The organism is Flavobacterium hibernum (genome assembly GCF_000832125.1).
Lineage (GTDB): Bacteria > Bacteroidota > Bacteroidia > Flavobacteriales > Flavobacteriaceae > Flavobacterium > Flavobacterium hibernum.
Genome location: NZ_JPRK01000008.1, coordinates 193,090 through 215,749 on the forward strand (window position 1 = coordinate 193,090; position 22,660 = coordinate 215,749).

Below are 22,660 nucleotides of genomic sequence, written 5' to 3' on the forward strand. Positions count from 1 at the left end.
TTATTTCTCAAATTTTCAATCAGATTGGTAATGATAATTGGGATCATAAGCGTACTTCTTATTTTTTTTTGTACGTTTGCTTATTACTCAAATTTGTTTCTTTTTACTTACAAATATAGAGAGTAATAACTACATAAAGAAATAAAAAAGAGTAAATAATCTATAATATATAAAATGATTATCAATAGAATCCTACAAATAATTGAATATAAAGGAATTAATAAAAGAAAATTCTACATTGAAACAGGTCTTTCTAATGGTTTCTTAGATAAGGTCAAAGACATTGGCGGATCGAAGATAGAACAGATACTTATTACTTACCCTGAAATCAATCCTGAATGGCTTTTGACCGGAAATGGCAACATGACCGAAGCCTATTATTATGAGAATGAGTTTGGCCAAGCAATTGATCAATTTAATGAACCTCCAACTGCATATAGAAGAATCGAAAAACAAAAAGTTCCGCTATATAATGTAGAAACCACGAACGGGGCTGTTTCTTTGTTTGAAGATCTGGAATTAAAACCAATAGATTATGTTTCGGTTCCAAATTTGCCCAAATGCGATGGTGCAATTTATGTCAATACAGATAGTATGTATCCGCTTTTAAAAGGAAGAGATATTGTTTTGTACAAAAAATTAGCCCACAGAATTGACAATATTTTTTGGGGCGAAATCTATTTAATCTCTTTATCTACAAATGATCTTGAAGATTTTTTAATGATAAAATGGATTAAAAAATCGGACAAAGGAGAAGATTGGATAAAATTAGTGAGCGAAAATCCCCAACACGAATCAAAAGATGTTCTTTTCTCAAATGTAAAAGGACTTGCCTTAGTTAAAGCCAGTATCAGAATCAATTCTGCCTATTAAACCTTAAACACTCACAACTAATACGTTACAAAATTCACTCTGAAATTGTGAATATCTATTTCGTATTTTAAGAATTTATTTTCCTGTAAAATCTATCTTTGGCATCCTTAAAAAAATTAAAGAGATGAGCGCAACTTGGTACGAATGCAAGGTAAAATATAGAAAAACGGACGAAACTGGTGGACAAAAAGTACTTACTGAACCTTATTTGGTAGATGCTTTGTCGTATACTGAGGCCGAAAAAAGAATTAATGAGGAGATGGCGGCTTATATTAGTGAAGAATTTAAAATCACGAATATTAAAGTAGCTAATTATGCCGAGATTCATCCTTTTGAAAATGCAGATCGCTGGTTTAAATCAAAAGTTTCTTTATTGGCTTATGATGAAGAAAGCGGAAAAGAAAGAAAAACTAATATGTATATGTTGGTACAAGCGAATGACGTGAGAGAAGCTTACGACAACACGCTTCATATCATGCAAAGTACAATGGGAGAATATTCTATTCCGGCAGTTTCTGAGTCTCCAATTATGGATGTATTCCCGTATTTTAGCGGTGAAGAAGGCGAAACAGAACAATTAGAAAGATTCAATAAATTGAAAGCTTCAAAACCTGCTCAGCCAGATGTAGAAACTGTTGACCACATGGAATTTGAAACTGCGATGGAGGAATAAATCCTGAAACAATATAAAATATACTAAAGCCTTAGAGAAATCTGAGGCTTTTTTTGTTTTTAGATTATAGTATAACAATCTCATTTTAAACTTAATTCAAAAAAAATGATATATTCGCTATACATTTTGATTTGATTTCTTTTGTTCAAAAAATCAAAACCACCCAACCACGAAACCAAAACCTCAATGACCAAAAAAACTATAATTCTACTCGGATTTATTATTTTAAAATTTGCCTTGCAATATATTTTAATAAGTCCCGAATACGATTTGCAACGCGACGAATATTTGCATCTTGATCAGGCACATCATCTCGCGTGGGGTTATTTATCCGTTCCGCCCGTAACATCCTGGATTTCGTATTTAATATTTTTACTTGGAAATTCTGTTTTCTGGATTAAGTTCTTCCCCGCCCTTTTTGGTGCACTAACACTTGTAATTGTCTGGAAAACTATCGAATTACTCAAAGGAAATCTTTACGCATTAATTTTGGGTACTACTTGCGTTTTGTTTTCGTCATTGTTACGTCTCAACACCTTGTACCAACCCAACTCCTTAGATGTTTTGTGCTGGACGGCATTCTATTACATTATTATACAATACATTTCGACAGAAAAACCAAAATGGTTGTACATTGGTGCCATTACTTTTGCTATTGGTTTTTTAAACAAGTACAACATTCTCTTTTTACTTATAGGCCTCTTGCCTGCTCTATTGTTATCTAAACAAAGAATAATTCTGGCAAACAAAAAAGTCTATTTAGCTCTAGTTTTAGGACTCATACTGATTTTGCCCAATCTATTATGGCAATACAACAACCATTTCCCAATTGTGCATCATATGAAAGAATTGGCCGAAACGCAATTGGTAAATGTTGATAGAATTGATTTTCTAAAAGAGCAACTATTGTTTTTCATAGGTTCATTTTTTGTAATTCTTGCAGCTTTGTACGCTTTGTTATTTTACAAACCTTTTGATAAATACAAATTCTTTTTTGCTACAATCGTTTTTACACTTATTGTGTTTATTTATTTTAAGGCCAAAGCTTATTACGCCATTGGTTTATATCCTATTTATATTGCATTTGGAGCAGTTTTCCTTTCGGAAATTCTAAAAACAAGTTGGAAACGTTTTCTAAGACCGATTTTCATCATTATTCCGTTATTGTTTTTTATACTAATGTACAACTTGGTTTTTCCAAATAAGAGTCCGGAATACATCGTGAAACATCCTGAGAAATATAAAAAGCTAGGAATGCTTCGATGGGAAGACGGAAAAGATCATGCATTACCTCAAGATTTTGCCGATATGCTGGGTTGGAAAGAACTCGCCCGAAAAACAGATTCCGTTTATGCATTAATTCCAAATCCTGAAAAAACATTAGTACTTTGCGATAATTACGGACAAGCCGGCGCCATAAATTATTATTCTAAAAAAGGAATTAAAGCGGTTTCTTTTAATGCCGATTATGTTAATTGGTTTGACCTTACGATTCCATACATAAACCTCATCAGAATAAAAGATTACGAAGAGAAAAGCACTGAATTTGAAGAAACTGGCCCATATTTTAAATCATCTGCCATTGCTGGCAAAATAACCAATAAGTTTGCGCGCGAATACAAAACCACAATTTTTGTTTTTACAGATGCCAAAATCAATATCAACAAACGAATTGAAGCCGAAATAAATGACGAAAAGAATTATATCAAAGAATAAAGATTCAAATTCTATTTTAGCTTTTTTAGATTAAAATTAGAACAATGACAGACTTTAGCAACATTGAATATTTAAAAAATGGAAATCAAAAACAGGTTAAGGCTTTTAAGGTCTTAACTCAAAATAAGGTTTTATCGAACCTTGCCGAATTTGCCCCAATTTTGGTTGGAACAATTCCGCTTAATATTGATATAGAAAACAGCGATTTAGATATTATTTGCTATTGGAAAAGCAAAGTAAGTTTTATAGAAAAGATAAACTTGCTTTTTGAAAAAGCAACTGACTTTAATATTAGAGAGACAATTATTAGTAATAAGGAATCTATCATTGCCAACTTTAAAATAGATAGCTTTGAAATTGAAGTGTTTGGACAAAATATCCCCACAAAAGATCAAAACGGATATAGGCATATGCTTATCGAATATGAGATTCTACAATCAAAAGGCGACGATTTTAGATCAGAGATCATCAAACTCAAACAAAAAGGTTACAAAACCGAGCCCGCTTTTGCTTTTTTATTAGGCATAAAAGGAGATCCTTATGCCGAATTACTAGAATTTAAAATCTAAGCTTTATACCACACAAATATAAACCACTCTTTTTTAGATATTTAAAATCTAAAAACATAAAAACATAAAATAATTCATAATTTTCTTTGCATAACCGTATTTAGTGCTTATCTTTGCACCCGAAACAACGCGGGATAGAGCAGTAGGCAGCTCGTCGGGCTCATAACCCGAAGGTCACAGGTTCGAGTCCTGTTCCCGCTACTAAGATAAAAGCTTCAGAGAAATCTGGAGCTTTTTTTTTCTACTTTTCTGATTCTCTTTGTGGGCACAGATTGCAAATCTGCTCTATCGTTGTCTACATATCGGAGCGATCGGGTCCCCAAATCTTGCAAATACAAACCAATTTTCCCATTAAACCACATGCCCAAATTGCTTGTAGCGCGTGTTGGCAAATGTTATTTTCATTTTAGTTGGAATCTAAAATTCATATCTGAATTTACATTTTCTCCTCTTATTTGAGCAGGTTTCCAATTTTCAGTTTTTAGATATTTTTTGATTTCTTTTTCTAACTCTTTTTTAAACTTGTAATTTGTTTCTATATTAGTTAAAAAGTTGAAATTTAGTGCTTTTGATTCGCCTTTTTTGCTTACATAGAAACGTATATCTACAAAAGCATAATCATCATTTTTTCTTCTTTTTATATATCCTTTTGGATAAATCATTTTTGTTTCTACTTCTTTTTGTAATACATCGCTATAATCATCTTGATATTCACTATTATCATTTGGATAGTTTGGACGTTTGTCGCAATCAGCATAATATAAAGTATCATTTATGCTGTTCTTAAGATATAATTTATCTGAAACATCTAATATAGAATCAATAAATTTCTTTCCATATTTTTCGCTAATCTTTTCTTCCATAAAAGGACAGTAACATTGTGTTTGATTTGGATCTACAACGTCCGAAACAGCGATACCTCTAAATTCAATGTTATTTTGCTTTAAGACTAAAGTAAGTTCTTTTTCAGAACGTAATCCATGATATAATAAACCGCCCATTACATAACAGTAGACTAATTTGCCTTTTTGAATATCAATTTTTGCTTCTTTAATGCCATTTAAACAAGTTGTATCCTTTTCTGAAATATTATCAAATCTGCTTTTGCTTTCTTTTTTTACAAAATCACAAGAAAATAATGTTAAGCAAATTAATATTAGAATTATTTTCTTCATTATTTAGATTTTCATTTAGTTCGGTGATAATATCTGTCAACTAGTTTATTCTAAAGATGACATCAGAGATATTACCCAAAAATCAGGTAATTATGTCCGATAAAAGTCAGGGTTAATTTTTTCAAATATATAATTTTTTAACTACAAACTATCGAAAGGACTTTAAACTTGATTGATGAATTTTGGCACTTATATGAGTATATATGCAAATAAAAAGCAAAAAAAATTAAGATGCGCAAGTTAAAAATCTGTAATAATCCAAGATAATCTGGTTAGATATTTGAATGCTTCACACCACTAGAACAAAAGCTTCAGAGAAATCTGGAGCTTTTTTGTTTTAGATTATTTTGAGACAACTTATGCGTTCACGAGCAGGAGACATTCGCCAGCTTTCCATAAGAACTCTTCGAAGAGCGGGCCCTATTTTCGGGTTTACCAAATCATCACTAATACAAAACCAACTTTCCATTAAGCCAACTGTCCAAATGCATTGTAGCAGCTGTTATGTCCAGTTTTTTTATTGCTTATATTTTGAAACAACATATTTTCTAAGTTTTTTATTAAACCTCGGATCTGTTCCAAAACTATAATTTTTAGGCAAACCAAATTGAATTTTAAAATCAATGGTTGGATAAGCATATACTCTATCACAACCAAATGAAGAGAATACATTCCAAAACCAGAGACTATAAATTTTTCTTCCATTTAGAGTAAGTACTATTGGCAATCCCGGTAAAGGAATTTTCAAATCTGTAAATTTATGTTTCCCTTTTTCTGTTAAAATGATCTGTTGATTCTTCCAATTAAAATTCTTGATATCTTCCTCATTTAATATCGGGGCTGACTCTAACTGGGCTGTTTGCAAGTCAAAACAATATTTACAATCAGAATTTGAGTTTATATAATTTTTTACAAAGAAAAATTCAATTCCGGATTTTTGTGCGTATAGATTAGATCCAATGAAAAGTAAAAACACAAAAAATAGATTTTGTTTCATTGTTTGCAAGGTTTTTAAAATTGGCTATAACGTTCTGGTACTACAGCGGGCTTGGGACTAAATTAAGCCTTGTCTTTAGATTTGCAAAATACACGAATTGTTTTATTATTTATCTTCAGTAGTAATTTTCCAATTAATGCCAAATTTGTCAATACAAATACCATAATAAGAACCCCAAAAGGCTAAATTCATAGGCACTTTTACTTGTCCATTTTTAGACATTTCGCTAAATAATCTATTAGCCTCTACTTTACTATCTGTATGAATGATAAGAGCAAAATTATTATATTCAATTGATTCTTTATATGCTACTGAGTTGTCAGAACCCGATAATATTGTTTCTTCACTAATAGGTAAAGTGATATGCATAATTTTTTCGTCAGTTTCTTCAAAAATTTTTCTATCAGTTTTTGGAACATCTTTATAACGTCCAATATATGTAATCTCCTTTCGAAAAACTGTTTTATAAAAATTAAATGCTTCTTCGCAATTACCGTTAAAATAAATATATGGATTTAATGTAGTCATAAAAATTAAATTTAATTATTGCTATTCCACTAAAATAATACACAACATGTTCATATGTGTGACCAACTATACAAAGCTATCTAAATTTGGTAACTTTTTATAATTAAGCATTATAAATTGTTAATATCCCCATGGGATGATACTATAATAATCTTCAGAAAATTGGTTAGATATTTGAATACTTCCCGCTACTAAGAGAAAAACACCACTTGAAAAAGATGGTGTTTTTTTATTATATAGCAATTTTGTGTCATAGAAGAATTCGTTGTTAACATTATTTATTCAAAAAAATAACACTGGCTTTACTTCTAATTTAATTATTAAGTAAAATCCGAATATTTTTAAAATCATGCGCAACCTTTTACATAATTCAAAATCTATTTATTATAACTAAAACTTAATAAATTATGAAAAAGAGTATTATTTTTTTAATGCTAATTGGCCTTTTCGTTTCTTGCGATAATGAGAATGAAAACAAATCAGCAACTGAGTTAATTGGAACTTGGAAACTAATTGAAATTTCGGCCGCTCCAGGCAATAGTAGTCAGAGTTTTAAACCTGTACAAAGCAACAAAACTCTCGAATTTAAAAGCAACGGAACTATAGTAACTAATACTTCTTTATGCGATCCGTACTCAGACGAAGTTAAAAGTTCCGGAAGTTTTAGTATGGCTACTAGCTCCATAACGACTAATTGTCAAAACCCAAATATTGCAACAATCTCTTTTGAACTAAAAAACGGCGATCTGATTTTAAACTTCATTTCTAATGAAGGATATTCTCAAAAATTTCAAAAGAGCAATTAAATGATTAAACGTTACAAACAAACCTAATAAAAAAAAGCTTCAGAGAAATCTGGAGCTTTGTTATTTTTGATTGTTTTGAGGCGACTATGCGTCCGCGAGCGGGGCATTTATATGTTTTCGTATTAGCATTTAAATTCCCACGTTCTTCTAGATATCAATTGTTTGGTTAATAAAAACTTAAGAAAGTTTTTTTTATAGATCTTCAATTAATTATTACAAGCATATTTTTTCTCTTTAATTATCTTATAGTTTTTACCATCTTTTTTTTGGATAACCCAAAATGAATAATCTATGGTAGAAAAATTTCCTTTATCTATAAACGAAGTCAAATCAACTGAATATCCCGATTTAATAAAAACACTATTAATATTTTCTTTACTTGAAAGAAATAAAAATTTATCATCTATTACAGTTGTATAAATGTTTGTAATGCCTTGTGAAGCTATTAAATTTCCAAGACTATATTTAGTGATTAATATCATATCATTTTTCAGAACCTCAATGCTCCACTGAACACTTTTTGTTTGACAAAGACTATCTTTTGTCATAATTCTTTTTATTGTAGATTTCAGATGCGAATCATTTAAAAAGATAATTTCTGATGTATGAATTTTTCCTAAGGCTTCGCTTTGTGAATAACCGAAATTGTTAAATGTGAAAAACAGAAATAATATATTAAAGAGCTTCATGGTATTTTTTACTTTTGAGATTTTCTTGTTAGAACTAGCATTTCTTTTAACTCAAAACTTGGAAACCCAAATCCTGAAATATTCATCGCTTAAACAGTATAAAGTCACATACATTTTCGCAGCTTTTTATAAGGAACTCTTCGCAAACGAAGCTAGTTTCATTATTACTTCATAAAAATACTTAATCTGAAACATTATCAAATTCATTATAAAGTTGTAGAATTTCATTTTTTGTTTCTTCACTCAAAGAATCATAATCAATCGAATCATTATTAAAGATCTCCAGAAACTTCAACTTCAAATCAGGATAATTTTTCCAAAAATTTTCATCAATACTTAAAAGCCTTAATAGCAAATCTCCTTCAAAATACTCCGCATCTATAAGAGGATTATTAGTTAGAATTTCAATAGCAATTGGTACTAAATATTTTAATCCAATATTTTGCCCTATTAACAATCTAATATCCTCAGGTTGTAAAAGCCGTATTCTCTTGTCCATAAGTTCAAAGGTTCGATCTACTGTAAAAGAGTTGAATTCTGGCTTTTCAGACATACATTTTCCATCCAAGTCATTGATACTTTTTTCCAATATTTCATTATTATTTTCCCAATTCATTTTTTACTTTCTTTAAAAACACATTCTGTATTTGGTCTTTCTTGCTTTGCATTTCATTTCCGAAGTATTCATAATTTAAGCACCATAAAGTCAGATACATTTTCGCAACTTTTTATAAGGAACTCTTAGCAGTGCAAAATTCTTCTTTGATAAAGTCGCTAATAACATTCGGGATTAAAAGCATTCCTATTAACTTATCGATCATTTGGGTCGTAGACATTTTCAGGATGAGTTTTTTTCATTTCTTCAAAGCTTTTCCTTCCTTCTTTCATTTCCTTAGCTTCTTGCCAAACACGACTATCCCAAAATCTTGTATCATTAATATTGTATTTACCCTCAATGTTGTTCATTTCCCCTAAATAAATTCTTCTAATCATTTCAGAAGCTTTTTCTAGTGATTCGGTTGATGTCGAGCTATATTTTAATTTGTCAAAAAATTCAATATTGTTTCTTTTGTATGCTATATAACATTCTCCTTCATATTGCATACCTTTTTCTGCATATTCATTCTTTTTAGTCAAGAGTGCCAAGAATACAATTTTTCCATTATTCCCATAAAATACCGTATCTATTTTAGCCCCTAAAAGCGTGGTTACATAACGGGGATTTAATACGCTATTGATAGAATCATAATAGACCTTTATTGCAACAGTCAAAAGCGACAAATCTTTCTTATATACATCCTTTTTGACTTTATTGACATTAATAAATTCTTCAGGTGTACTTGTTTTACTTTGACATGAAACAATAAATATTAAAAGCATTGAATAAAATAAAATCTTCATTTTTTTTTAGTTTTTACAATTTTCACATTTTCCCGCCCCAGAAGTACTCATCATTTAAACAGAACAAATCATAGACATTTACACACCTAATTATGAAAAACTTTTAAAGAAGAAAAACTGATTAATCTTTAAAAAATCTTTCATCGTTATCATCTCCTAAAAATATTTTTCTTTTATGTTTTGATTTTTTTGAAGGGTGAATAAAAGAAACAAATGGTGCTTTTATTTTGCTAGATATAGTTATTACCGTATCTAATACAGAAACACCACTTGAATCAATTTTAAAATTAACCTGAATATCTGAAGAGCTTATCTTTATTTTTGGCTCATAAAAAGAACATAGATTTTCTTTATCTATAGTTCCATATATTGACTTATCGAATAAAACATTTCCTTCTATCGAAACAATAATCCTATCATTGTTATAAGCATATCCCAAAATTTTAACCTCTTTTTCTTTTGAGCACGAAAAGAGAAAATAAAATGAGCACATTAATATAATTAATTTATATGTTTTCATTTATTACTATTAATTAAATTTCAAACCATTAGAGGTATTCATTATTTAAGCAACACAAAGTTAAAGACATTTACAAAGCTTTACGTTAGAAACTCTTCTTGGAACGAGAGAAATAAACAATATGCTGTTTTATAACTTCTCTAACAAATTACCATCTGAAACACTACACGATTTTTACCACCACAAAATTTTCTCTTCAGCTTTTTTTAATTTAATTTTCAAATCTACATTTATTTGATTCTTTTCTAAAATAATTTCTTTTCTATAATCATAACAATCTTCAAATCTTGCTATTACAGTATAATCCTTATCAAGTATTAAAGTTTCTTTCCTTGAATCATATCCTCCTTCATCATAATATACTTTATAAACATTCTTATAGTTTTTGAAATTTACTTTTCCTTTTGTACACAAATAAAAATTATCTAATTTTCTGTCAACAAAATAACAGGTATCTTTAAGTGTGGGAGAGAAAAACATATACCTACTCTTATCATTTTGTATATTGGAAAAAATATAAATATCCGTTCCCTTTCTATAAAAATCACGCAAATAAGCATTATTCTTTTTTCCATTTAGGCTTATTGATAGGTATTTTTCAATAATTGTATCTTTTCTAAACTCGTATTTTCTAATAGAAAATCCAATTAAACTATCATTTCTCGAATACAATTTGTAATACATATTCTTTTCTGTGATTGTAGCATTTTTACTTTTTTTTCACAACATACAAATAGAATTATAATACTAAAAATCAAAACACTAAGTTTTAAAACTATTTTATTCATTTTATTTTTCTTTTTCGCTCCCCAAAATATTCATCATTAACGCTACACAAATGTCTCCAACTTTCAAACTATAGTTTAACACAAATTGTTTCTTGTTAGAGGTTTAAATATATACAATCTAGTTTATACCACATAAATTTCTTCTGTGTGATTTCCGTATTGTCAAAATTAATTTCCTTTATTTCTTCAATAGTTTTACTAAAAAGGCATACAACCTTAAAACATTTACAAAGTTTTTTTTATAAAAAAATCTTCACACAATCCTTCAGTTTTTTTCTTTTATATTTACTTTCTTTAAACAAAATCACTCAAAGTTCGAAATTCGCTAAGTTTTTCATATGAAAATTTTGGAAACGCAAAGAAAATAATTATCACTATCTAATTTTTGCCTTAATTGTACTATTCTATGACATTTTTAAAATTGGAAAAAAAACAACTTCTTGTTCTATTTTTACTAGTATTCCAAATTGGATTTTCTCAAGACAAAATTCTCTTTGTTTACGACAAAACAACAAATCTACCTATTGAGAATGCCAATATTTTTTATCCAAACCTCAACGAAGGAACATTTACAAACTCCGAGGGAAAAGCCTCTATCTACATTAGAAACTCAGATTTAAAAATTTCAAGCATTGGTTTTGAAGATGAGATTCTAGACATGAATAAAAAGAAAACCTTAGATACAATATTTCTAAAACCTACAATTGTTCAGCTAGACGAAATTGTTGTAAAATCATTTAATCTAAATAAAGCGTTACAATATGTATTAGATAAATATGATGAATTATACGCAAATACTCCATTTGAAAAAGAATGCAATTTTAAAGAAACCGTAATAGTTGATAATCAGCTAAAAAGATTAATCCTGGCAAAAGTTAATTGGTGGGATAAAAAATATGAACTCCAAAAGAAAAGCGACATAAAACTAAGACTTGGAGCTATTGATTACAATAAAAATATTCCGCTTAATATTTTTATTGATGTTCCACGAATCAACGAAAACAAAAGTGGTTACGTTGTGCCAAATTCATTAGTTAGTACCATTTATCTGAATTCACTTCTTTCAAATTTTATAAAAAACACTAAAAATTTATCAAGCAAAGTCGAAGAATCTTCGCCTGATCAGATCGCTGTTTCATTTGAATCTGAGTGGGCAATTATAAATGATGTTTCCAGTCGATCAATTGGCAAGTTTGTTTTTGATAAAAATTCAAGAGCTATTCTAGACTTCATCAATACAATCGAGTACAGAAACAAGTTGACAAAAGGTATCGTGAAAGAGAATCAAAAAGAATCCATAAACGAAACAAAAAAATCATACATGAGATTAACGTTTTACAAAATACCTAATGATAAATGGACATTAAAATCTTTTGAATCGAATGTAGAAGGATCTATTTCTTACGATAACAAAACGCATCCGTCTGTTTTTGGAAATTCTATTTACGTTTTAAAAGAAACAAGTATAAACAAAGTAAACAATGATGGATTAATTGATTTATCTAAACCCATCTATCAAAGTTTGCCTGCTAAAACAATTACCAGCACAAACTCTATACTTTTAAATAAAGAAGAAAGCGATTTTGTAGAAAATAAATAAGATAACTTTATAAAAACACAATAAAAAATTATAAAAATATTCTTTCAAATAAAGAAAATATTAAAATATTTTTCAATTTTATAAAAAATAATAATTTTAAAAAAACGCTGCTTTATCTTTCCCTACATGCAAAACAAAACATTATTTATCAAACAAATACACTTTACTTAGCTCAGTTTTTTTGCGTTTGATATTTTCAAAATGTGCCATTTTACAAAAAAATCAAAAAACTTTTTTTCAAAATCGTTTTGTGTATTCTAAAAATAGTTGCACTTTTGCACCCGCAATAACAAAGCAGGCCCGTTCGTCTATCGGTTAGGACGCATGGTTTTCATCCATGTAAGAGCGGTTCGATTCCGCTACGGGCTACAAAACAAGCTTCAGAGAAATCTGGAGCTTTTTTTATGCAAAACATTTACCTCGCTACTTTTATCATTCATAAAATCGAAGAAAATTTACCGCAAAGAACGCTAAGTTTTTTTTACTCTTAGCTTTTATAAAAGATAAAGTCCGCAAAGCTGAGTCAATACAAAGCTTTGCGGACTTTGTGCTTTAAAAGCATTCTTAGATAAAAATCTTTGCGGTCTTTGCGGTAAAAAATAATTAAGTACTTTTTTTTATGCTTTCCCACTACATTAACGTTGATCTGAAAACACCTAATAATACATCATAAAAAATAGAGCAATTTCCATAAGATTTACCATTTCCAAAAACCTTCAAAAACCTTGTAGTATCAAAAATAATTTCTACAAATTCTAACAATGAACGCTTCGAAATACAAGGGATAATTAACAATTTATTCTTATGAGAACTGGGGTTAGATTGATAAAATATTTATAGATTTGCAAACTTTTACAAAATAGTTTTTACGTCGTAGTATTTTAGATTTGATAGGCAACCACTCTATCATTTCGTCTTTTAAACAATAATAATTATAAAGTCGTTTTTTACTTTTATAATTACTAAAAAAGAGAATAAATTACTCTTGAGAAGTATACTTCTTTAGTCTTAAACTATTTGCATTTAAAACCATTAATTTAAACTACTAACCTACAAACGAGTACAAAAACAAATCATTACAACATCCTTTATCCAAATTATTTACAAACACAACTAAATCTAATGTTTAAAAAAAACAAACCCCAAATTTTATTTTTTATTCTTTTAAGTCTATTTTTTTCAATCAGTTCCTTTTCTCAAAAAAATGTTTACGCCGGAATTGAAATCGGACGTCGAGCAATAAAAGTTTCTGTTCTCGAGGTTAACAATATCAAAAAAGCCGATTATAAAATCCTTTATTTCGCAAACGAAAGACTTAGCCTTGCCGACCACATTACGGCTACTGGCGCACTTACTCAGGAAGACATCAACAAAACTGGTGTTATCATTTTTGATCAATTACGAAAAATAAGAAAGGACTTTAAACTTCTTGAAGAAAACATCTTTATTGTGGCTGCCCCAGTTTTCTCATCTGCCAGCAACATCGATGCTTTAAAAACCAAAGTTAATTCTCTAACAAACAAAACTTTTGACATTATTGATGTTAACGAGGAAGCTAAAATACTAGTTAAAGGCGCTATTCCTCCTGTTGATTATGCCAATGCTCTATTGCTTGATATTGGTGCAAAAAGCACTCGAGGCGGGTACATCGAAGAGGTTAACGACAACAAATTAGAATTTATTCCGCTTGAGCTTGATTTTGGTACCACAACTCTTACTGATGCAGTAAAGAAAACAGTTGCCAACAAAAGCCAAACAAACGACATGGCGGTATATCAGGAAAAATCTTTTGATTTTAACACCGTTCTACGCAAGAAGATTAAAGAAATGCTAGATGCAAACCCGCTTTTAGCTAAGAAAGAAAAGATCTATTTATCTGGTGGAGCTGTTTGGGCTTTTTCAACGTTATACTATGATGAAAACGTTAAAGATCATTATGTTCCTTTAACGATGGAAGACATTTTAGAATATGATGCAATCTTAAAGAACAACTTCAACAAATATAACAACCTTGCTAAAACCAATAAAGAAGCTGCAAGAGTTTTAAGCACATACGACCAAACCTACCTAATTTCTGCAAATAACATACTATTGTCATGTGTAGAAGGTATTCCAAATCTAGAAAAAAAGAAAATGTACTTTGTAAAAGAAGGACAAGTAACTTGGCTTATCTCGCACATTGCAGATCGTTCTAAAAAAGTAAATACTAACTTTTAAAGCACTGCTTTATCAGAATATAATACAAAAGAAAGCTTCAGAGAAATCTGGAGCTTTTTTAATTTCAGCCTCATTCATTAAAAACTCCTAATCAATTTATTTTTAGATCTTAAATCATCTTACATAACAAATAAAACTTGTATTTTTATAATGAAGTAAATGAGTGTATTTATTATGGCGGAGACGAAAAATTCAAATACTACTATAAACCTTTTCAAGAAAAGAATCGTTATCTACTTTTCTAAAAATGGCAGACTAATGAGCCAGATTGTCTTGACATTTACTTTTTTCGTGATAGGTTTTTGGTTTATAAAAAACGAACAAAACGAGCTTTATCAAATTAAAAACAGCATTACCAATGCAAAACCTATATGGTTACTCGTTGGGCTTTTAGCCACTATTTTATACATCTTTTTACAAGGTTTAATGTATGTCGTATCATTCTCTGCGATTGATGCCAGAATAACCTGGAAAGATGCTACTTCTCTATTTCTAAAACGCAATTTTATAAGCGTGTTTATTCCCGCGGGAGGCATAACATCACTTTTATATTTTACTGAGCCATTATTAAAAAAAGGAACTACAAAAACACAAGTTCATCTTGCTTCTGCGATATATGGTTTTGTTGGTATTGTATCTGTGATTCTTTTTGCAATACCACTGTTTCTTTTCTCGCTACTAAAAGAAACTATTGGTTACGACGAATGGCTGGTTTTAGGCCTTATAATTCTCATAATTTCATTATTCTTCTTTATTTTTAATTCTATACTTCAAAGAGGAAAAATCCATGATTTCATTATTAAAAAATTCCCTAAAACCGAACCTTTCTTAGCAGATTTACAAGATCACAAAATAGATCGAAATAAATTTTTCAGAATAATTTTATGTTCTGTAATTATTGATATTGTTGGTGTAACGCATATTTATATTGCAATGAAAGCGCTTTTGTTTGAGCCATCTTTTTATGCCGCTGCAATGGCTTATGTTGTTGCAGTAATCTTTTTGATTATTTCTCCCTTTTTAAGAGGTTTGGGCGCTGTCGAAGTTTCTATGGGATACATATTAATTAAGTATGGCTTTAACAATATCGAAGCAGTTGCCATAACTTTATTTTATCGTTTTTTCGAATTTTGGCTTCCTCTTCTTGCAGGTATAATTCTTTTTGTATCAAGAATACATAAGCTTTTAATGCGTGTTGTACCAGCTTTACTTTTAATGATTTTGGGTATTATTAATATCATCTCTGTACTTACTCCCGCAATTAACGACAGACTTCACGCGCTTAAAGCTTTTTTGCCCATAGAAGCTATAAGCACCTCAAATTATCTGGTATTAACTACAGGACTTTTTCTATTGGTAACAGCTGCTTTTATGCTAAAAGGACTTCGAATGGCTTGGTGGTTTGCAGTACTTTTGGCTGTAGTTTCTTTGATAGGAAACCTTACTAAAGCAATTGATTTTGAAGAATCTACTGTAGCTTTTGTTGTTTTATATGTTTTGTTTATCACGAGAAAAGAATATTATATACAAACAAATCCCCGACTTGGTCTTATTGGTTTACAAACCTCTTTATTAAGTGTTTTGGCAGTTCTTATTTACGGCGTTTTGGGCTTTTATTTTTTTGATAAAAAACATTTTAATATTGATTTCAGTTTAGACCAATCGATTCGGTACACGCTTCAGAATTATTTTTTGGTTGGCAGCGACGATCTGCATCCAACGGGAACTTTTGCTGTCCATTTTTTAATTTCACTTAAAATTAGCGGATTACTTTCTTTTGGATTTTTAATCTATACTTTGGTAAAACCTTACATCTTAAAAAATACACCTACAGAAGAAGAAAAAGCGATTACAACACAACTAGTCCAGCAATACGGAGATTCGAGTCTTGATTATTTTAAAACTTATTTTGATAAATTATTCTTTATTTCAAAAAGCAAAAACGCCTTTATTTCGTACCGATTGTCAGGAAATTTTGCTGTTGCTTTAGAAAATCCTGTTGGAAATTCCAGCGAAGAAATTAAATGCTGTATTCTCGAATTTGATACCTTTTGTTATGATTTTGGATTAAGAAGCATTTATTACCGAATTCCGGAAACTGACTTAAAAACGTATACTGAAATTGGCAAAAAATACTTTTTTCTTGGTCAAGCTGCAATTGTAAATCTTCAGGAGTTTAATATGGAGGGACAAAACCGAAAATCACTTCGAAATGCAATTAAAAAAATTACCGATATTGGTTTGAAAGCCAGCATAAATGAACCTCCTATAAAAGATGGATTATTACAGCAAATTAAAGCGGTTAGTGATCAATGGCTACAAGAAAATTCACGAAAAGAATTGCTTTTTTCGCAAGGAATTTTTCTGTGGGAAGATCTCAAAAAACAAACAATTATAACGGTAGAAAACAACGAAGGAAAAATCCTTGCTTTCTTAAATATCATTCCGGATTATGCGAAAAATGAAAGTACTTACGACCTAATCAGGAAAACAAATGATGCTCCAAATGGAGTTATCGACTTTATTATGGTCGCGCTTTTTAATCATTTAAAATCAAAAGGAATTACTTATGTCGATCTTGGTTTAGCGCCAATGAGCGGCATTAAAAACCCGCAAACAATTCAGGAAAAATCTATGAAATATGTGTACGAACGAGTAAAATCATTTTCGCACTATAAAGGTTTACGCGATTTTAAAGATAAGTTTTCGCCTTCGTGGCACAATCAATACATTGTTTTTTCAGATGATTATGACCTGATTCAGATACCTCGTATTTTATCGAAAGTAATAAAACCTTAGATTTAATTATATTAAACCAACCTACAAGTGCCTCCAAAGCAACCCTAAACCGTTTTTAGAATTTTTACAAAAAAATTAACAAGCTAACCAGCCAAATAAAATTATATTTGCCACCGACTATGACAAAAAAGTTCTACATATTGCTATTCGTAACGCTTGGTTTCCTAATGGGACCAACTTTGACGTATGCGCATGGAACGAAAAAAGAAATGTCATGTTGCAAAAAAGAATCTTCGACAAAAGACTGTTGCAAGAAAAAAGGTTCTAAAGAAAAAGGTCACGATTGCGAAAAAGGTTGTCTAGGGAATTCTTGTACTTCTCCAACCGGTAATTGTAGTTTTTCGCCAATGGTTCTTTTTCAGACAGAAAACAATTCACTTTTTAGTTTCTCTGAAAAAAGACAAACGTATTACTATTCAGAAATCTTTATTTCTTCAGATTTCCGTTCTATCTGGCTTCCACCTAAAATAAGCTAGATTTATTTCCTGACAGCCATAAGTCTGTCTTTTTTAAAGTCTGTTTTTACAGCAAAAAAATCATTTACATTTTAATCCAATTCTATTTTCAGAACTAGCTGTATTTGCTATAGTTTCTGCTGTGTTTTAGGATTAATTCAATCAACAAAATTCACATACGATGAACTCAATAAAACAATTATTGATGGTAATGACTTTATTACTATCTGTTACTTTCGCGAGCGCGCAAATCAAAAATAAAACTACCGAAACTGTAAAAATCAATGGCAATTGCGGCATGTGCAAGAAAACCATCGAAACCGCTGCCAATATTGATAATGTTGCCAAAGTAAACTGGAACAAAGACACGAAAATTGCTACTGTTACTTACGACAAAAAGAAAACGAATCTGGACGCGATACTTAAACGTGTTGCTGATGCAGGATATGATAACGAAAAATTTAAAGCTTCGACTGCTACTTACGACGGATTGCACGGATGTTGCCAATACGATAGAGACGCTAGCCCTAAAAAAGCAGAATAATCAAAATCATTTAAAAAAAACATCATGTTCAAAATAAAAAATACAATCACATTATTCACTCTTATAGCAACCGTTGCTGTAGCAAGTGCACAAATAAAAGTAGGAGATTCATTTCCGGATGTTCAACTTCAAAACGATAAGAATACCACCGTAAAACTTAATTCATTTAAAGGAAAAACTGTTTTAGTAGATTTTTGGGCTTCTTGGTGTGCGCCTTGCCGAATGGCCAATAAAAAATTAGTAAAACTGTACGATCAATACAAAGGTCAGAATTTTGAGATTGTTGGAATATCAATCGACAACGACAAAACAAAATGGCTTAAAGCTATTGAGAAAGACAAAATGAAACATCAGCAATTAATCGATCCAAAAGGTTTTGATGCTAAAACAGCTGTAACTTTTGGAGTTGATGCCTTGCCTTCGACTTTTCTTTTTGATGCATCAGGAAAACTGATTGCCATAAACCCAACTGAAGCTCAAATTACTGCTCAAATCACAAAAAACAAAAAATAAAATGAAAACTCTAAATATAAAATTCATCGCCGCAGCACTTGTACTATTATTAACTGGTGTAAACTCTTATGCGCAAACAACAAAGGTCGAAATAATGGCAACAGGACTAACGTGTTCTATGTGCTCGAATGCCATCAATAAACAATTAAAATCATATGCTGAAGTAGACAGTATTGGTACAGATTTAAACACTAATACTTTTACGGTTTACTTTAAAAAAGACCAATCATTGCAACCTAAGGTCTTGAAAAATGCAGTCGAAAAAGCTGGTTTCTTTGTTGGTTCTATGGTTTTAACAACAAAATTTCATACGGATAAAATTGAGGATAATACAACGCTAAAAGTAGACGATGCAACGTATAACTTTATCGATATTAAAAACCCTGTCGCACATGCAGAAGCAAAATACAGAATCTTGAATAAAGGTTTTGTAACTCAAAAAGAATACAAAAAACTACTAAAATCGTATTCTAAATATCCTACTTACGCGGTAGAAACTGAAAATGAATATTACTTAAAAGCACTATAAAAATGAAATATCTATCAATAATTTTATTATTCTTTTTTTCATACACTATAGATGCACAAGAATTATTTGTAGTAACCGAGCCCGCTAGTAACGTTCCAGCGGGTTCTATTGGAGTTCGTGTTGGACAATCGCTTATGGATAACAAATTTAAAAGCGGTTCTATGTACAATTTAACACCAGAGGTTACCTGGGGAATCAACAAAAATTTAATGGTTCGTACCTCAGCTTTTTTAAGCAATCAGGACAACGGATTAGGGCTTAAAGGTGGTGGCGTTTATGCTAAATATCGTTTCTTTTCTGTAGATGATTTACAGAGTCATTTTAGAATGGCGGCTTTTGGACGATACAGTTATAATAACTCATTCTTCAATCAGGAAGCGATCGATTTAGCCAACGGAAATTCGGGTTACGAAGCTGGTTTAGTGGCAACACAATTAATTCATAAAGTAGCTTTAAGTTCATCTGTAAGTTATGTGCGTGCGCTTAATAATCCTGATTATAGTTTTCCGGATGCTTTGGGTAAAAATGCTATAAATTATACTTTCTCAGTTGGTAAATTAATGTATCCGAAAAAATATACAAGTTTTAAACAAACCAATATTAATGCCATGTTGGAGTTTACCGGACAAACGATTACCGAGAACGGAAAATCATATTTAGACGTCGTTCCTTCGATTCAGTTTATCATCAATAGTCAGGCTAGAATTGACCTTGCCTACAAAAAAGAATTGTACAGTTCTATGCAACGCGCGGCAACTGATGGTGTTTTCTTAAAACTGGAATATACTTTTTTTAACGTGACGAAATAAATTACTTTTTAAGGTTTTAATTATTTCACGCAGATTTTATACTAATTTTTGTCATCCTGACGAAGGAAGACACGAGCGATCGCGAACTGGCGAAGCAATCTCCACAATAAACTTCGACAAAGATTAAACAACTTTGCAGAGTTACTTGCGAAGATTCCTCCTCTGTCGGAATGACAACTGCACGCGAAGATTCCACGAAAAAAACTTTTCATATCTGGCTAAATATTGTTTCACGCAGATTTAAAAAAGATTTAAGCAGATTTTAATTTATAAAAAATCTGTTTAAATCTGTAGAATCTGCGTGAAACAAAAATCCTTTAAATCTGTGGCTGAAAAAACTATTTAGCATACAGAAAAATCACATCATCACCAGAACAAATCGTTCTGAATAAATATATAATATGAAGAAAATCTTTTATTTATTATTTCTGTTCTTTGCTTTTTTTAAAGCCGAAGCGCAGATAATCAATCCGGTAAAATGGGAAGCTTCAATTGAGAAAAAATCCAACTCAGAGTTTGTTCTTTCCTTTAAAGGAGACATCGAAAAAGACTGGCACGTTTACTCTCAATTTACACCAGAAGATGGTCCGCTTCCTGCCGAATTTCTTTTTCATGATCACAAAAACAATTATGAACTTGTTGGAAAAGCAACCGAAAGCGAAACAAAACGTGAGTTTAACGACGTTTTTGGTGTCGACGAAATCTTCTTTACAGACAAAGTTGTTTTTACGCAATTAATCAAACAGATTAATCCCGAAAAAGAAACGATTCAAGTAGAACTTTCGTATCAGGTTTGCAAAGAAAACTGTATTAGCGAAAGCAAATATTTTGAGTTTAATCTTAAAACGCTTAAAGCGAAAGAGATTCAGGCTGCCGATATTTCGAACGAAAAAACAACCAAAAAAGAGACAAAAACGATCGTAGAAAAACAACCTGAATCTAAGAAGTCTGATTCTAGTTTATACATGATTTTCTTTATTGCTTTCTTGTCCGGATTTGCGGCATTGCTTACGCCTTGCGTGTTCCCGATGATTCCAATGACCGTAAGTTTCTTTACAAAACAAAGTAAAACCAAAGCCAAAGGAATTAAAAATGCAATTATTTATGGTGTTTCAATCATCTTAATTTATGTATTTCTAGGATCAGTAATTACCTTACTTTTTGGTGCCGATGCCTTAAATGCATTATCTACCAATGTTTGGTTTAATGTTATTTTCTTTGTTCTATTGGTTGTATTTGCTTTATCATTTTTAGGAGCTTTCGAAATTATGTTGCCAAATTCATGGGCGAATAAAGTAGATCGTCAGGCGGATAAAGGCGGAATTTTAGGAATCGTATTTATGGCATTGGCGCTTGCAATTGTTTCTTTTTCTTGTACTGGGCCAATTATTGGAACTTTATTGGTTGAAGCTGCTTCTAAAGGCGGAATTGCTCCTATTGTTGGAATGCTGGGTTTTTCATCTGCATTGGCATTGCCTTTTATGTTGTTTGCCATGTTTCCGGGTTGGTTAAATACATTGCCAAAATCTGGCGGATGGCTCAATACGGTAAAAGTCTTTTTAGGTTTTCTGGAATTGGCTTTGGCATTCAAATTTTTATCTAATGCTGATTTGGTTTTACAATTGCATTGGTTTGAAAGAGAAATATTCTTAGCCATTTGGATTGCTATTTTTGGTACTTTGGCTTTCTACCTATTCGGAAAAATAACATTACCGCACGATTCTCCATCGTCATCAATTTCAGTAGGGCGATTGTCTATGGGATTAATTGTATTGGTCTTTACTATTTATCTGATTCCGGGATTATGGGGCGCACCTCTCAAATTAATTAGTGGCTTCCCTCCTCCTATGACGTATAGTGAATCTCCGTATGGCGTTGGTGGTTCTAACCGCGAAACTGCATCATCCGCGAAAGCGTTACCAGACGGCGCACATAAAGGTCCGCATGATATTATGGCATTTACAGATTACGAAAAAGGATTGGCTTATGCCAAAAGTGTAAACAAACCTATTCTTCTGGATTTTACAGGATTTGCATGCGTTAATTGCCGAAAAATGGAAGATTACGTTTGGTCTGATCCACGCATTTTATCAATCTTAAACAATGAAGTTGTTTTGATTTCGCTTTATGTTGATGATAAAAGAGAGTTACCTCTTGAAGAACAATATGTCTCCGAAGAAACTGGAAAAAAAATAAAATCGATAGGGAATAAATGGAGCGATTTTCAAATTACACGTTATAAAGCAAACGCTCAACCTTATTATATTATCTTAGATACTAACGAGAAAAGCTTGAATAAAGCAACAGGATATACACCCGATATTGCCGAATATGAGCAATGGCTGAAATCTGGTATCGAACAATTTAAAAAATAATAAAAACTGCCCGAAGATTAATTTTCGGGCAGTTTCTTTTTACTATAAATTACAAAAGAAAACAAGTCTTAAACAAAGAATAAT

General features: G+C 30.9%; 22 protein-coding genes and 2 tRNA genes. 16 read left to right on the forward strand and 8 right to left on the reverse strand.

Annotation, left to right across the window (positions count from 1 at the left end; all coding sequences use genetic code 11):
- Positions 1-174 precede the first annotated feature (174 nt).
- The 5 genes from IW18_RS23360 (at position 175) to IW18_RS10005 (ending at position 4,032) form a co-directional block, all read left to right on the forward strand.
- Positions 175-873, forward strand: coding sequence for a S24 family peptidase (locus IW18_RS23360; protein ID WP_041517440.1), 699 nt, complete (start codon positions 175-177; stop codon positions 871-873).
- A 124-nt stretch (positions 874-997) separates the two neighbouring features.
- Complete coding sequence (locus tag IW18_RS09990; RefSeq protein ID WP_041517441.1) at positions 998-1,546, forward strand: DUF4494 domain-containing protein; 549 nt, start codon at positions 998-1,000, stop codon at positions 1,544-1,546.
- Positions 1,547-1,732: 186 nt separating this feature from the next.
- Positions 1,733-3,262: a glycosyltransferase family 39 protein gene (locus IW18_RS09995; RefSeq protein ID WP_041517726.1), complete on the forward strand. Its 1,530-nt coding sequence runs from the start codon at positions 1,733-1,735 to the stop codon at positions 3,260-3,262.
- 44 nt (positions 3,263-3,306) lie between these two features.
- Positions 3,307-3,831 (forward strand): DUF4269 domain-containing protein, encoded by a 525-nt coding sequence (locus IW18_RS10000; RefSeq protein ID WP_041517442.1) that lies wholly within the window; start codon positions 3,307-3,309, stop codon positions 3,829-3,831.
- Positions 3,832-3,959: 128 nt separating this feature from the next.
- A tRNA-Met gene (locus IW18_RS10005) sits at positions 3,960-4,032 on the forward strand.
- Between the two features lie 200 nt (positions 4,033-4,232).
- Here the strand turns inward: IW18_RS10005 and IW18_RS10010 are convergent.
- From IW18_RS10010 to IW18_RS10020, 3 genes are all read right to left on the reverse strand, one after another.
- Positions 4,233-5,006, reverse strand: coding sequence for a hypothetical protein (locus IW18_RS10010; protein ID WP_041517443.1), 774 nt, complete (start codon positions 5,004-5,006; stop codon positions 4,233-4,235).
- A 517-nt stretch (positions 5,007-5,523) separates the two neighbouring features.
- Positions 5,524-6,003, reverse strand: a complete 480-nt coding sequence (locus IW18_RS10015; RefSeq protein ID WP_041517444.1) for a hypothetical protein — start codon at positions 6,001-6,003, stop codon at positions 5,524-5,526.
- A 105-nt stretch (positions 6,004-6,108) separates the two neighbouring features.
- On the reverse strand, positions 6,109-6,531 hold the full coding sequence (locus IW18_RS10020) for a VOC family protein (RefSeq protein ID WP_041517445.1): 423 nt from the start codon (positions 6,529-6,531) through the stop codon (positions 6,109-6,111).
- Positions 6,532-6,938: 407 nt separating this feature from the next.
- Between IW18_RS10020 and IW18_RS22675 the strand changes: the two genes are divergently transcribed.
- Entirely contained in the window at positions 6,939-7,337 is a 399-nt protein-coding gene (locus IW18_RS22675) for a lipocalin family protein (protein WP_052480131.1), read from the forward strand.
- A gap of 206 nt (positions 7,338-7,543) precedes the next feature.
- Here IW18_RS22675 and IW18_RS10030 read toward each other — a convergent pair whose 3' ends face one another.
- The 5 genes from IW18_RS10030 to IW18_RS10050 form a co-directional block, all read right to left on the reverse strand.
- Positions 7,544-8,026 (reverse strand): hypothetical protein, encoded by a 483-nt coding sequence (locus IW18_RS10030; RefSeq protein WP_041517446.1) that lies wholly within the window; start codon positions 8,024-8,026, stop codon positions 7,544-7,546.
- 181 nt (positions 8,027-8,207) lie between these two features.
- On the reverse strand, positions 8,208-8,642 hold the full coding sequence (locus IW18_RS10035) for a contact-dependent growth inhibition system immunity protein (RefSeq protein WP_052480132.1): 435 nt from the start codon (positions 8,640-8,642) through the stop codon (positions 8,208-8,210).
- A gap of 194 nt (positions 8,643-8,836) precedes the next feature.
- Positions 8,837-9,427, reverse strand: a complete 591-nt coding sequence (locus IW18_RS10040) for a hypothetical protein (RefSeq protein WP_041517447.1) — start codon at positions 9,425-9,427, stop codon at positions 8,837-8,839.
- Between the two features lie 121 nt (positions 9,428-9,548).
- Positions 9,549-9,947 carry a hypothetical protein gene (locus IW18_RS10045; RefSeq protein WP_041517448.1) on the reverse strand — a complete coding sequence of 133 codons (399 nt, stop codon included), beginning with the start codon at positions 9,945-9,947 and terminating at the stop codon, positions 9,549-9,551.
- Positions 9,948-10,121: 174 nt separating this feature from the next.
- Positions 10,122-10,631, reverse strand: coding sequence for a hypothetical protein (locus tag IW18_RS10050; protein ID WP_041517449.1), 510 nt, complete (start codon positions 10,629-10,631; stop codon positions 10,122-10,124).
- A 525-nt stretch (positions 10,632-11,156) separates the two neighbouring features.
- Here IW18_RS10050 and IW18_RS10055 point away from each other — a divergent pair.
- The 10 genes from IW18_RS10055 (at position 11,157) to IW18_RS10100 (ending at position 22,576) form a co-directional block, all read left to right on the forward strand.
- Entirely contained in the window at positions 11,157-12,335 is a 1,179-nt protein-coding gene (locus IW18_RS10055) for a carboxypeptidase-like regulatory domain-containing protein (protein ID WP_160113216.1), read from the forward strand.
- A gap of 297 nt (positions 12,336-12,632) precedes the next feature.
- Positions 12,633-12,704 (forward strand) — tRNA-Glu (locus tag IW18_RS10060).
- Between the two features lie 753 nt (positions 12,705-13,457).
- Complete coding sequence (locus IW18_RS10065; RefSeq protein ID WP_041517451.1) at positions 13,458-14,552, forward strand: Ppx/GppA phosphatase family protein; 1,095 nt, start codon at positions 13,458-13,460, stop codon at positions 14,550-14,552.
- 258 nt (positions 14,553-14,810) lie between these two features.
- Entirely contained in the window at positions 14,811-17,351 is a 2,541-nt protein-coding gene (locus IW18_RS10070) for a phosphatidylglycerol lysyltransferase domain-containing protein (RefSeq protein ID WP_240475547.1), read from the forward strand.
- A gap of 119 nt (positions 17,352-17,470) precedes the next feature.
- Positions 17,471-17,827 carry a DUF6769 family protein gene (locus IW18_RS10075; RefSeq protein ID WP_041517452.1) on the forward strand — a complete coding sequence of 119 codons (357 nt, stop codon included), beginning with the start codon at positions 17,471-17,473 and terminating at the stop codon, positions 17,825-17,827.
- Between the two features lie 160 nt (positions 17,828-17,987).
- Complete coding sequence (locus IW18_RS10080; RefSeq protein ID WP_041517453.1) at positions 17,988-18,350, forward strand: heavy-metal-associated domain-containing protein; 363 nt, start codon at positions 17,988-17,990, stop codon at positions 18,348-18,350.
- A gap of 24 nt (positions 18,351-18,374) precedes the next feature.
- On the forward strand, positions 18,375-18,863 hold the full coding sequence (locus tag IW18_RS10085) for a TlpA family protein disulfide reductase (RefSeq protein WP_041517454.1): 489 nt from the start codon (positions 18,375-18,377) through the stop codon (positions 18,861-18,863).
- A 1-nt stretch (position 18,864) separates the two neighbouring features.
- A complete protein-coding gene (locus IW18_RS10090; RefSeq protein WP_041517455.1) occupies positions 18,865-19,392 on the forward strand; it encodes a heavy-metal-associated domain-containing protein in 528 nt (175 codons plus the stop codon).
- A gap of 2 nt (positions 19,393-19,394) precedes the next feature.
- Positions 19,395-20,201, forward strand: a complete 807-nt coding sequence (locus tag IW18_RS10095) for a hypothetical protein (RefSeq protein WP_041517456.1) — start codon at positions 19,395-19,397, stop codon at positions 20,199-20,201.
- A gap of 401 nt (positions 20,202-20,602) precedes the next feature.
- The gene (locus IW18_RS10100) at positions 20,603-22,576 is read left to right on the forward strand and encodes a protein-disulfide reductase DsbD family protein (RefSeq protein ID WP_041517457.1); all 1,974 of its coding nucleotides are present in this window, start codon (positions 20,603-20,605) and stop codon (positions 22,574-22,576) included.
- Positions 22,577-22,660 lie beyond the last annotated feature (84 nt).